Origin of the sequence: Fictibacillus marinisediminis (genome assembly GCF_023149135.1) — a bacterium.
Taxonomy (GTDB): domain Bacteria; phylum Bacillota; class Bacilli; order Bacillales; family Fictibacillaceae; genus Fictibacillus_C; species Fictibacillus_C marinisediminis.
The window spans coordinates 918,157-929,647 of sequence record NZ_JAIWJX010000002.1; the positions used below are offsets into that span (position 1 = coordinate 918,157).

The 11,491-nt window shown below is 43.0% G+C and carries 13 protein-coding genes; 7 read left to right on the forward strand and 6 right to left on the reverse strand.

The features are described 5' to 3' along the window. Positions 1-10 precede the first annotated feature (10 nt). The 6 genes from LCY76_RS05095 (at position 11) to LCY76_RS05120 (ending at position 3,983) form a co-directional block, all read left to right on the forward strand. On the forward strand, positions 11-847 hold the full coding sequence (locus tag LCY76_RS05095; RefSeq protein ID WP_248251718.1) for a carbohydrate ABC transporter permease: 837 nt from the start codon (positions 11-13) through the stop codon (positions 845-847). Positions 848-1,077: 230 nt separating this feature from the next. Continuing rightward, a complete protein-coding gene (locus LCY76_RS05100) occupies positions 1,078-1,629 on the forward strand; it encodes a DJ-1/PfpI family protein (RefSeq protein ID WP_248251719.1) in 552 nt (183 codons plus the stop codon). A 93-nt stretch (positions 1,630-1,722) separates the two neighbouring features. Continuing rightward, positions 1,723-1,890: a YtzI protein gene (gene ytzI, locus LCY76_RS05105; protein WP_248251720.1), complete on the forward strand. Its 168-nt coding sequence runs from the start codon at positions 1,723-1,725 to the stop codon at positions 1,888-1,890. Between the two features lie 155 nt (positions 1,891-2,045). Then, positions 2,046-2,966, forward strand: a complete 921-nt coding sequence (locus LCY76_RS05110) for a DNA-3-methyladenine glycosylase family protein (RefSeq protein ID WP_248251721.1) — start codon at positions 2,046-2,048, stop codon at positions 2,964-2,966. A gap of 30 nt (positions 2,967-2,996) precedes the next feature. Beyond that, the gene (locus LCY76_RS05115; protein WP_248251722.1) at positions 2,997-3,413 is read left to right on the forward strand and encodes a CBS domain-containing protein; all 417 of its coding nucleotides are present in this window, start codon (positions 2,997-2,999) and stop codon (positions 3,411-3,413) included. A gap of 6 nt (positions 3,414-3,419) precedes the next feature. Next, positions 3,420-3,983, forward strand: a complete 564-nt coding sequence (locus LCY76_RS05120) for a GNAT family N-acetyltransferase (RefSeq protein WP_248251723.1) — start codon at positions 3,420-3,422, stop codon at positions 3,981-3,983. Between the two features lie 429 nt (positions 3,984-4,412). On the opposite strand, the gene LCY76_RS05125 is transcribed toward LCY76_RS05120, so the two are convergent. From LCY76_RS05125 to LCY76_RS05145, 5 genes are all read right to left on the reverse strand, one after another. Further along, positions 4,413-5,603, reverse strand: a complete 1,191-nt coding sequence (locus LCY76_RS05125) for a hypothetical protein (protein WP_248251724.1) — start codon at positions 5,601-5,603, stop codon at positions 4,413-4,415. Then, positions 5,600-6,826 carry a DUF58 domain-containing protein gene (locus LCY76_RS05130; RefSeq protein ID WP_248251725.1) on the reverse strand — a complete coding sequence of 409 codons (1,227 nt, stop codon included), beginning with the start codon at positions 6,824-6,826 and terminating at the stop codon, positions 5,600-5,602. Before LCY76_RS05130 ends, LCY76_RS05125 begins: the two co-directional genes overlap by 4 nt. Next, positions 6,823-7,743: an AAA family ATPase gene (locus tag LCY76_RS05135; protein WP_248254594.1), complete on the reverse strand. Its 921-nt coding sequence runs from the start codon at positions 7,741-7,743 to the stop codon at positions 6,823-6,825. The genes LCY76_RS05130 and LCY76_RS05135 overlap by 4 nt, the downstream gene beginning before the upstream one ends. 138 nt (positions 7,744-7,881) lie before the next feature. After that, the gene (gene bacA, locus LCY76_RS05140; protein ID WP_248251726.1) at positions 7,882-8,685 is read right to left on the reverse strand and encodes an undecaprenyl-diphosphate phosphatase; all 804 of its coding nucleotides are present in this window, start codon (positions 8,683-8,685) and stop codon (positions 7,882-7,884) included. A 289-nt stretch (positions 8,686-8,974) separates the two neighbouring features. Continuing rightward, positions 8,975-9,865 carry a peptidoglycan-binding protein gene (locus LCY76_RS05145; protein ID WP_248251727.1) on the reverse strand — a complete coding sequence of 297 codons (891 nt, stop codon included), beginning with the start codon at positions 9,863-9,865 and terminating at the stop codon, positions 8,975-8,977. Positions 9,866-10,157: 292 nt separating this feature from the next. On the opposite strand from LCY76_RS05145, the gene LCY76_RS05150 reads away from it, so the two are divergent. After that, positions 10,158-11,108 carry an aldo/keto reductase family protein gene (locus tag LCY76_RS05150; RefSeq protein WP_248251728.1) on the forward strand — a complete coding sequence of 317 codons (951 nt, stop codon included), beginning with the start codon at positions 10,158-10,160 and terminating at the stop codon, positions 11,106-11,108. 76 nt (positions 11,109-11,184) lie between these two features. On the opposite strand, the gene LCY76_RS05155 is transcribed toward LCY76_RS05150, so the two are convergent. Then, on the reverse strand, positions 11,185-11,337 hold the full coding sequence (locus LCY76_RS05155) for an aspartyl-phosphate phosphatase Spo0E family protein (RefSeq protein ID WP_231689152.1): 153 nt from the start codon (positions 11,335-11,337) through the stop codon (positions 11,185-11,187). Positions 11,338-11,491: the final 154 nt, after the last annotated feature.

An 11,491-nucleotide genomic window follows, 5' to 3' on the forward strand; every position in this document is an offset into this window, starting at 1 on the left:
GAGGAGAGTTATGAAAAAGAACCGTTTGTTTAAATTAATAGGATTGTATGTCGCCCTTGCTTTGCTTGCACTTCTTTTTTTATTTCCGCTCGTCTGGATGATTGTCTCTTCCTTTAAATCGGAAGCGCAGATTTTCGCGGATCTGCAATCATTTAAAGCCTTTGTTCCATATACTTTTTCATTGGACAACTATACCGGGGTCTTTGAACGGATTCCATTTATCAGATATTTGCTGACGAGCACATTATACGTTTCGGTAATTGTTCTTCTAGGTTTGTTTGTAAACTCTCTGGCTGCTTATGCGTTTGCGAGAATGGAGTTTAAAGGAAGGGATTTTTTGTTTGCAGCCGTGGTCGCGTTAATTATCATCCCGTTTGAGAGTATCCTCCTTCCCTTGTATTTAATCATCGATGAGTTCGATTGGCTGAATACTTACCAGGCGCTGATCGTTCCCTTTATTGCAAATGCGTTTAACATTTTCATGTTCCGGCAGTTCTTTTTAAACCTGCCGAAAGAATTAGAGGAGTCCGCACGAATGGATGGCGCTTCTACACTGCGCATTTTTTTTCAAATCGTCATCCCGTTATCAAAGCCTGTTTTTATTACAGTTGCACTCCTCACGTTTATTACACATTGGGGAGATTTCATGTGGCCGCTGATTGCGACAACAGATGAGAGTGTAAGGCCGCTCCAGGTCGGCATGCAGTTCTTCTTCCATCAGCCTCCTGTAAAGTATGGACATGTCATGGCTGCCCTTACGATGGCGACCATCCCTCTGCTGATCATCTTCGTTTTCTTTCAGAAATACTACGTGCAGGGGATTGCGTCCGCGGGTATGAAAAACTAATAGTGTAACTTTGAGTAAAGCCCATTCAGGGTTTTGCTTTTTTTATGGTAATTTAGATTTAAGTGAAAGGAACGAATTGGGAAAATGAATGGATAAATACTTGGATATTTTCATAAGTTAATCAGCGATTTTCCCAATACACATCCTCCTTTTGTACTGATACAATTTATACCATACAATGTTCGACAAAGTATGGTATGTAAATAGTACCAGGAAGAATGGGTGAGGGCGTGAAAAAGAGAGTACTTGTCTATCTCTATCCCCAGTTTCGAGAAGTAGAGATTATGGTGGCGCTGTCTATCGTCAGCCGCTTTTATGAAGTATTAACCTTCTCATTGCCGCACGGGGCAGTGACAAGTGAATGCGGCCTTATGATGCAGCCGTCTATTAAACTAAAAAATATTAACCCTCTTGAATATGATTTGCTGCTGATCCCGGGAGGAAGGCAAGCCGGGAGCCAGTCCGATGTCCGGCTGATCAGACTGATCAAAGCCTTTGACAGGGACGGCGTACGAATTGCAGCAATAGGCAGCGGTGTGCTGCTGGCCGGAAAAGCGGGCGTGCTGATCAACAAAAATTTTACCGCTACTGTTATTGAAGAGGACCATAGAAAAGCGAAGGACTGGCTGACAGGAAGATCTGTAAACCGGCCGGTTGTTGAAGATAAAAATATAATAACCGCCAAAAACAATGCATATATTGATTTTGGATTGGTAATCGGTGACAGGCTGGGATGTTTTAACAGTATAGATGATTACAATCTGTATAAAGGCAGAGTGTAGCGGGAAGCTGAGTGTTTTTTTCTGTAAAGGCTCATATGTTTCATTCCTTGCCTATGCTAAAATAAGGAATAATCAATAAAGGAGCTGTACAGCGTGTCAACTCTTCTTATTTCAATCATTGTTTCTGTTATCATCATTTTGTTTATCCTGGTTATTTTTGTTGTTGCTATTTCAAAAGGATATTCTTATAAACATACAGTGGACAACCTGGAGGAAAATCCTTACCTGCAAGAAAAAAAAGAAAAATCGCGTGACGCATAAAACCGGCAGCCCATGCCGGTTTTTTTTATTTTCCCTATCCGGTTCCTGAAATTTAGACTGGAAAGTTCGAAGGAGAGAGGGGATAATAAAGAAGATGAGAGCGCATACAATGTTATGTGTTTTTTTTACAAACCATGAAGTAAAAAGGAGAAACTATGATAAAAGTAATTAAGCCTGTATCACCCTTTGATTTCTCTAAAATGCTTCGTCGGGTGAGCAGTGCAGGGAAAAATAACATCGTACATGTGGACATGGACAATCAAACGTATAAAAGAATGGTACACCTTGCGAATAGACCGGTTCTGTTTCAGGTAAAAGCAATTGGAAGCATTGACGAACCGGAGCTTGAGGTAGAGTTCCCCGAAACTCTTTCACAGCGGGAGCAGGATGAATTGTTGGTTATGGTCAAACGCATGTTTTCAACAGATATAGATATAAAGCAATTCTATAGCCAGTTTTCGGATCATAGATACATTGCGCCGCTCATCTCGGACTTTTACGGTGTGCGGCTGGTCACCGATCCCGACCTTTTTGAATCCATGGTGAAAATCATAACTGGACAGCAGGTGAATCTTACATTTGCGGCCGTCTTGATCGACCGCTTGATCGACCTCGCTGGTGAACACATCGAACATGAAAGTGAAACATTCTCCGTTTTTCCAACGGCAGAAAATATGGCTTCTCTGGAATATGGCCAACTGAGGGAGCTGCAGTTCAGCCAGAGAAAAGCAGAGTATATTATCGATTTTGCGAGGCTGATCGCTTCTGGAACATTGGATGTCAACTCTCTTTGGGCAAAGAGTGATGAAGAAGTGATAAGTTCGCTTCTGCCCATCAGGGGAATTGGCCGCTGGACGATTGAATGTCTCCTTATTTTTGCAATGGGGCGTACCAATGTTCTTCCTGCCGCTGATATCGGTTTAAGAAATGGTGTACGTAAAGCATGGGGGCTTGAATATCAGCCGTCTGAAGAAGATGTAAGAAGACTGGCAGAAGACTGGGCGCCATGGAACACCTATATTACCTATTATCTTTGGGAAAGCTTAGCGGTTGAACCAGTCATAAAAGAAGGATAAGAATGCGAATGGAACGAGGAGGAAGGTACTGTGAACATTGCTTTTTTTCTTTTGCCAAAAGATGAAGTGGCTTTTTTAAAATCAACCTCAACGATCAGGCAGGCACTTGAGAAACTTGAGCATCATCGATATACGGCTATTCCCGTACTTGATGAAAAAGGAAGATATTCTGAAACTCTGACCGAAGGCGATTTGCTTTGGACGATAAAAAACACGCCAGGGCTGACGTTTGAAACAAGCCATCGCTTTTCCATCTCCGGCATCCAAAAAGACCGGGTCATCAAGTCCGTCTATATTAATGCTGAGATGGAAGATCTCTTGTCTTTAATTGCCACCCAAAACTTTGTTCCTGTGGTGGATGATCAGGGTGTATTTATCGGCATTGTCCGCAGGAGTGACATTATTGAATACTGCTCCAATCAGCTGTTTGCCATAAAGGGGACTTAAAAAAGAATGGAAGAGATCTACTCTGCGTTTCCGCAATTAGAAACGAAGCGTTTTATTCTTCGAAACATTGAAGAAGAGGATGCAGACGACCTGCATGAAGTATATTCTGATCCTGAGGTTGTGAAATTTTGGGGTACTGCTCCGTTTACCTCTATAGAGCAAACCAAATCTTTGATCTGTGACTTTCAAAAAGGTTATAGGGATCAGATGACGATCCGCTGGGGAATTGCGGAAAGGGAAGAAAACCGGCTGATCGGAACATGCGGATACCACAACTGGGCAAAAAAGAAGTTCAGGACAGAAATAGGATATGAAATACGAAAAAGCAATTGGCGCAAAGGTGTGATGAAAGAAGTACTCAGTGCCATACTTCCTTTCGCCTTTCAACACATGAAACTAAACCGGATTGGAGCGCTTATTCATCCCGACAACCATGGCTCTGCGATGCTTGTATCAAAATTGGGTTTTCACGAAGAAGGGTGCCTCAGAGACTATCAATGTGTTGATGGAGAATTTCAGGATTTAGTGATGTACAGTTTGCTCAAAAAAGACATATTAACCCAAATATAGCATGGATGGAGTTAGGCGCAGAGCCTAGCTTTTTTATTTAACAAAGAATACTGCCTGGCAGTGGTATAACGAAATGTATGGGGATATGTCATGAACTTTGAAAGGGCACTGGCTTAGCTGTTTGCCTGTGATCATTTTATCTATCCTGAATATGGGTTAGGAAATATTAAAGAGGGCTTAGTACAGGCGGTCAATCAGCCAGCACAGCAGGTGTTTGGAAAGAAAAAGCGGGATACACTACCTTCTGTGCAAAAATTGCGAGGTTCGTTTCTTCTGTCATGGCGAATGTCCGAAAAATAGATTTTTAGTTTCAGATATGAGACAGGATTAAATTTTCTATGAACACGGCCAGTTATTCAGTAGCAACAACATCACACTCAGAACCGCTTCTGAATGTGATGTTGTTTTATTCTTTTCGAGGGGGAAGCATCAAGTCTTTTCTTCTCTATTCCGGTTCTTGAACTCTCCTGCAAGGTTTCGTGTTTCTTTTTTAAAGAAAGCCAGCTCTTCCGAATCAAGAGAGAGGCCTCCATATCGGACCTTATTATAAAATGTTGATACGATCTCAATCGCTGTTTTCGACAGATCCAGCCGATGCAGCCATTCAGTAACAGATTCGTCATAGGCACGGCCGCCCCCTAGTTTTGTCATGCGTTTTTCAAATTGGATATAAACTTTTCTCGCCTCATCGGCCGGTGTTTTCCAAAAACGGCTCCTTTTATGAGCAGGCTTTTCGCCGGGCATAATGGGCTGAATACTTTGTGAGGATATCGTCTGGCCCAATACTGATAGAATCCTTCTTCTGAAATAGATTAAAAGGGCGAGCAGGATGGCTGCACAGATGATCCACAATATCCATTGGTTGTGAAAAGGTGATACGTGAGGCAGTCCTTTCACTTTTTTGCTTCCTTTAAATGATCCAGCAAAGGCTTCAGCTCTCCTTTTGCCGCCATCAGAGATGGGAAGAAGGCTGTAAAGAAAGAATAGAGGTTTGCTTAAAATCGTAAATACAGCATAGAATAGTACACTCATCAAATTTTTGAACAAGAAGGAAAAGAAAGGGAAAGCAAGGTATGCAGCAACTGATGAAGATAGCAGCACCAATAACGATAATATTCCTTGCTTTGTGTTCTGAAAACCAGGTTTCCCATCATTCAAATTTCGATGATAGCTTTTAAGCAGGATAAGATAGGCAAGCTGTACTGTCGGAATAAGGAGCAAAGCCTCAGAAATGTTCGGAAAGAAAATATACTGGAAGAATGCCAGGACAAATGAGACAAGCCAGATCACTTCCATGTCTTGCTTAATGGGCTCAGACCAGTTAGCCCATGCTCGCCAGGCTATGATCCCTGCGACAAGGAAAGAAAAGGGGGCGCCAAACCCAAAAAGATAAGCAATTCCAAAAGCAACAGGGCTGAGAAGGATGATTTTACCCACGGTCATCTTTATCGAAAAGGTAAAAAGCAAAACAAATGGCAAGCAGCCAAGAACATAAAGAGCAAAAAACTTTAAAAACAGGGTAAGACTGAAAGGCAGCAGGCTGATTACGATTAAATAAAGAAGCAAACTGTCAAATGAGTAATTAAGAGAAAAGGTGAGAAGCATCCCTTTGTTATTCATGAGATGGCTCTCCTTGCAGACCATTTTGAAAGATAAGCCCCTTCTTCTTGTTCTATAATCCGATAGACAGGGCTCCCGTGCTTCTGCCACTTTTGAAAGTACAGCTCTTGCCTGCCATCTTCATCAAGGTTGCCTGCCAGTATAACCACGGGAATCGTGCTTGAAATTTCCCGGTCTGTTTTTGCAAGCAGCTCGAGGAGGGGAAAGGTTACACTTGAAACACTGATACGGGCAAGTGTTTCGAGTACTTTTAACAGATGAGCACGGTCCTCTCCTTTTTCCACTTTAAGAAAACCAACAGCACCGGGAACACGGATATTCATAAAGATTTCATACGGAATACCGGCTGAAGAAGCATGCTGGCACATAAAGGTTAAATAACTAAGCTGGTTTTCCATCGTCTCACTCTGAAAAGAGGATGTCCCATAGGAGGATGACCCAACATTGACGATAAAGGCCCATTTGTATTCTGTTGTTTTCTCTACAACTTTCGTCTTGAGTGAAGCTGAAGCTGCTGTTGCTTTCCAATGGATCCTGTTATAAGGATCACTCCTTTCATAGTCTCTTGCACCTGCAGGAGAAGCCGGATCTTCAAACAATGACCGTGAAAAAGGATGGAAACCCTGGCCGAACTGCAGCAGCGGCTTGATACCGATCACTGGGAGAGGGGCAGGAAATACAATCACTTCCGTTCGATAGATGGGATCAAAGGCCAGGAGGAGGAGACCATATCCCATGACATTCCGGATGCTGAGTTCAATACGGTTCAGCTTCACGGCTCCCCGTTTTTTTCCTGTAACCATAAGCTCCTGCTCCAGCCGTGACTTTTTAGGGACAGCAAATTGCCACTCATAATCCTTTTGCTTTAAATTTTTCTTTTCATGCGTCAGTACTGCGTTATCAACATCAATGGCATCGGAAGCGGTAAAGGTCATCGTTCCACGGATCTGCGGCCAGCTGCCTTCATAGGAAAGGGTAAGAGGCAGTCTTTCTGTATCGCCGGGAAAAAGCCGTATGCTCCTTCGCGGGTTTAGAAAAACAAGCTGATCAGCAGCAGACCTGAAATAAAGCCGGCTGAGATAGTATACGGCTCCGAATAAGCAAGCAAGTGCTAATACAGCAGGTGATTTTTTATAAAAACTGATGGCAGCTAAAACTACGCAGGCACTTAATGAGGCCTGAAGAAGCTTGGGTACGGCAAGCTCTTTCCGCCAGACACTCATGACCCGGCACCTGACTCGACCGGGACTTCAACGGATTTCAAGATCTCCTGAATGACCTGATGCTTTGTTTTTCTCAGCGTTCCTTCGAGCGAGAGGACCAGACGGTGGGAAAGAACAAAAGGGGCCATCAGTTTTATGTCATCCGGTGTGACATACATCCGTCCATGAATCAGAGCATGGCCCTGAGATGCACGCATAAAGGCAAGCGTTCCCCGCGGGCTGACGCCAGCTTCCGCAAATCCTGATTCTCTTGTCGCATGAACAATGGACAGCAAGTAGTTCTCAACATCGTCCGAGAGTTCCACTTCCTTTACCATGTCTTGCATTCTATGTAAATCCTCCAGAGAGAAGACGGCTTCAAGCTGATCGAGAGGTTCCTGCTTTCGATACAGAGAGATCATCCTCTTTTCTTCTTCAAATGAAGGGTATCCGGTCTGTATTTGAATGAAAAAACGGTCAAGCTGTGCTTCCGGAAGGGGAAAGGTACCTTGAGATTCAATCGGATTCTGGGTAGCAATGACTATAAAAGGAGAGGGAAGCTTGGTTGTTTCCCCTTCAATGGTAACTTGCTTCTCCTCCATTATTTCAAGCAGGCTGGACTGTGCCCTTGGTGTAGCTCTGTTAACCTCATCAGCCAGCAGTATGTTCGTCATGACCGGTCCGACGCGAAGCTCGAAATCCTGTTCTTTCGGGTTGAAAAATTTAATCCCCGTTATATCACTGGGAAGGACATCAGCCGTAAACTGAATCCGTCTGAATCCGCCGCTGATGGATTTGGCCACACTTTTAGCCAGCACCGTCTTCCCGGTGCCTGGCACGTCTTCTAAAAGAATATGTCCTTTATTAATAAGTGCAATCATGATCAAGTCGACAATTTTTTCTTTTCCGACTAATACTGACGCTATATTACGTTTCATGCGTTCTGTTTGCTGAAGGATATCCAATTTTATTTCCACCTTTATTTTCCATTTTTCTAATATATTCTACAAAAACGGTGAAAAACCTCCAACAAAAAAAGACGGCGAAAAACGCCATCTTTTATCTGAAATTGAAAATTAAAGCCAAATGATCGCAGCTAAAACAGCGGCAAGTATAAAACGATAATAGGCAAATGGAGTAAGTTTTACTTTTGCAATCAAGCGGATAAAGAACAGAATGGCAACGACTGCGACAATAAAGGCCGTGATGAATCCTGCTGCAAAGAATGGAAGATCAGCTCCGCTAAGCACATCCCAGCTTTTATACAGATCAAGGCCGCTTGCAGCAATCATAATTGGGACTGCAAGAATAAATGTGAAATCTGCAGCTGTTCTGTGGCTTAAGCCGAGCAGCACACCGCCAGATATGGTCGCGCCCGAACGGGAGAAGCCGGGCCAAAGTGCAAGACATTGAAACAGCCCAATGATAAAAGCTTGTTTATACGTAATTTGATCAAGGGTAGCTGCCGTAATTTTCTTCTTCTTCTTTTCCGCATAAATCATCAGCAGACCGCCGATAATTAAGCTGAATACAACCGTACTTGTCGAGAATAAATATTTTTTTACAGCATCATGAGCGAGAAGCCCGATCACAACAGCCGGCAGCATGCCCGCAAAAATGTGGAGTAAATTCAAATGGCCTTTTTGGCCGTTTTCTGTCTCCACCTTGCCTACACCAAGAAGGCTCCACAGTCTTTTCCAATATAGAACCACAACAGCTAGGATGGAACCGAGCTGTATAACAATTTCAAACGTTTTCGCTTTGTCCCCTGTAAACCCGAGAAAATGCCCGGCAATAATTAAATGTCCGGTGGAGGAAACAGGTAGAAACTCTGTTAATCCTTCTACCATTCCCATGATAATCGCAATCCAAAGAAACATACATTCACCAGCCTGTTCACTAATTAGTCAAATACTGTACCTATTATAAAAGATATTTGCCGAAAAACATATAAAGATATTGTGACAACGCAAAAAGCTGAAGGACCTGTTTAGCTCCGAAAAGCGGTGGAACACCTGAATAGTAACACGCTTTTTAGGAGCGGGGTCTTGAAGCTGGATTAAGAAAAGCTGAAGCAGCAGTTCATAGAATAATCCGCACTAACAACGTTCGCAGCCCAAACAAAAAAAGAGACGGCACATGTCCGCCTCTTTTCTTAAAATGCAAAGATTATTTATCCAGGATGGTAACTTTAACGTTCTTGCGTCCCCATTCGGTTGCTTTTTGCTTAGAAGAATAGAAGACATCGATTCTGTTTCCTTGAATGGCGCCGCCTTTGTCAGCAGCTACTGCATAGCCATAGCCTTCTACATACACTTGAGAGTTTAACGGAATAACATCCGGGTCAACAGCGATGACTTTTACGTCTGGATTCGCTTTAAGATTTGTACCGTTTGCTGTTACGCCGCTGCATCCATCGCAATCAGCAGTGTAAGCTGTTGCTTCAACAGATACTGTTTTTCCTTGTTTCTGATCAGTCGAAGCAGCCTTTACTGGTGCTGAGGCTTTTTGTGCTGGAGCAGAAGATTCAACTTCTGTTTTCACACGAACGCCATTTTCACCATAAAGAGCTTTAATGGTTTGAGGGCCCGTTAATCCATCAACAGCGATGCCTTTTGCTTTTTGGAAAGCTTTTACTGCATTCACAGTAACCGGACCATAAATGCCATCCACAGTATAGTTATAGAATCCTTGGTCTTTTAATTCACTTTGCAATCCTGAAACTGCATAGCCTTTACTGCCTTGCTGTAGTATATTTGATTTTCCTAAAGAGGACTGAAGAAGTGCCTCAGCAGTTCTTTTTCCTGCTATTCCATCTACCTTTAATCCGTTTCTCTTTTGGAAATCTTTCACGGAAGCCGCTGTAATATCTCCATAAAAACCTGTTGTTTCAGTGTAATGAAAATATCCCTTATCTTTGAGTTGTTGCTGCAATTGATGCACGTCTTTATCCCACATGCCCTGTTTTAATGTATGGTCCCCTAACGCGGCTTCCCCTACTAGTGGAGAACTCATCATTACTCCAGCGATCGCTCCTGTTGCAATTACTTTTTTAATCATATGTAGTACCTCCTCAAGTACGAAAAGTTTTAGTTAAAAAGGATATGTTTTCCTTCATAGCCAATTGCAATTGTACAGGGTGTGTATGACAGGCAGGTTAGAGTAAGGTAACAAAACGATTACATAATTATTTCGAAATAGTTCTATATCCCTCCAACCATTGAATTATTTACCTGATGAACTCAGGGCATGACTGGGGTGTGAGGTTTTTCTTGCTGTAATTCTTTATAATTTTCAGAAAACTGTTAAACTTGTATCGTACCTATTTATTGAAGGAAAGGTGGAACTTTTCATGGAATATCGCCGACTTGGAAAAACAGGATTGAAGGTAAGCGAGATTTCACTCGGCAGCTGGCTGACAACGGCCGGCTATGTAGAGAAAGAGAACGCGGAGGCCAGCATAAATAAAGCATTTGACCTCGGCATTAACTTTTTCGACACCGCCAACGTCTATATGCGCGGAGAAGCTGAGAAGGTAGTGGGAGGTGTATTGAAAGATTACCAGAGAGATTCCTATGTTCTCGCAACAAAAGCCTTTTGGCCAATGGGAGAAGGTCCGAACGATAGAGGGCTTTCCCGCAAACATGTCATCGAGCAGTGCAATGCCAGTCTGCAGCGGCTCGGCCTGGATTATGTTGATATCTTCTATTGTCACCGTTATGACAAAGAAACGCCGCTCGAAGAAACATTGCGGGCCATCGATGATCTGATCAGGCATGGAAAGGTTTTGTATGCGGGAGTCAGTGAATGGACGGCAGAACAAATTTCTGAAGCGGTCCACCTTGCCGACAAAAAATTATTGGATCGAATTGTTGTCAGTCAGCCACAATATAATATGTTTGAACGCTATATTGAAAAAGAAGTGATCCCTGTCAGCGAGAAACACGGGATCGGCCAAGTCGTATGGTCACCGTTGGCACAAGGGGTGCTAACAGGTAAGTACAAAATAGGGGAAGAAGCTCCGAAGGGAAGCCGCGCAGCAGATGAGAACAGTAAGAAGGCTATATCCCGCCATCTTACAGACGAGAAGCTCCAGAAAGTAGAACAGTTAAAAGGGATAGCGGCAGAAACCGGTATCTCTGCTGCACAGCTTGCCCTTGCCTGGATATTACGGCAGGAGAATGTTTCAAGCGCGATCGTAGGAGCGAGCTCTCCGGATCAGCTGGAGGAAACCGTGAAGGCCTCCGGCATTAAACTCTCCTCTGAGACTCTCGAGAATATTGAGAACATTCTTCAAAATTAATAGAATTCAAAAACGGCGGGTGACTTCCCCGCCGTTTTCTGCGTTATGCAGTTTTACGTTCTGTGTTATTGCGCTGTTATTGCTCAATATACTGTTTTGGGCGGCCCTTCATTCGGGAAAGGAGATTCAGCAAATGATCTAGTTCCTGGCTGCATTTCACGGTGACTTCTGCTGTCAATCCGTAGGTTTTCCCAAGACAAAGCAAAACTTCGCGCTTTTTTTCAATCATTTGTAATAACATCTTTCATTCACGACTTTCATGAGGGATTTTGTCACAAAAACTAGTATGAAGCAAAACTTAAATTTCGAAAAGAGATTTGATAAAAGTAGTCAAAATATTACAAAAAAATAGTGTTGAATTATCTGTAATAATGGGCAATATA

What these genes read in the sequence shown, in the direction of transcription:
- LCY76_RS05095 (WP_248251718.1), top strand. Translation starts at nt 11, where the DNA reads ATGAAAAAGAACCGTTTGTTTAAATTAATAGGATTGTATGTCGCCCTT.
- LCY76_RS05110 (WP_248251721.1), top strand. Translation starts at nt 2,046, where the DNA reads ATGATAAAAGTAATTAAGCCTGTATCACCCTTTGATTTCTCTAAAATG.
- LCY76_RS05120 (WP_248251723.1), top strand. Translation starts at nt 3,420, where the DNA reads ATGGAAGAGATCTACTCTGCGTTTCCGCAATTAGAAACGAAGCGTTTT.
- LCY76_RS05125 (WP_248251724.1), bottom strand. Translation starts at nt 5,603, where the DNA reads ATGAATAACAAAGGGATGCTTCTCACCTTTTCTCTTAATTACTCATTT.
- LCY76_RS05130 (WP_248251725.1), bottom strand. Translation starts at nt 6,826, where the DNA reads ATGAGTGTCTGGCGGAAAGAGCTTGCCGTACCCAAGCTTCTTCAGGCC.
- LCY76_RS05135 (WP_248254594.1), bottom strand. Translation starts at nt 7,743, where the DNA reads ATGAAACGTAATATAGCGTCAGTATTAGTCGGAAAAGAAAAAATTGTC.
- bacA (WP_248251726.1), bottom strand. Translation starts at nt 8,685, where the DNA reads ATGTTTCTTTGGATTGCGATTATCATGGGAATGGTAGAAGGATTAACA.
- LCY76_RS05145 (WP_248251727.1), bottom strand. Translation starts at nt 9,865, where the DNA reads ATGATTAAAAAAGTAATTGCAACAGGAGCGATCGCTGGAGTAATGATG.
- LCY76_RS05150 (WP_248251728.1), top strand. Translation starts at nt 10,158, where the DNA reads ATGGAATATCGCCGACTTGGAAAAACAGGATTGAAGGTAAGCGAGATT.
- LCY76_RS05155 (WP_231689152.1), bottom strand. Translation starts at nt 11,337, where the DNA reads ATGATTGAAAAAAAGCGCGAAGTTTTGCTTTGTCTTGGGAAAACCTAC.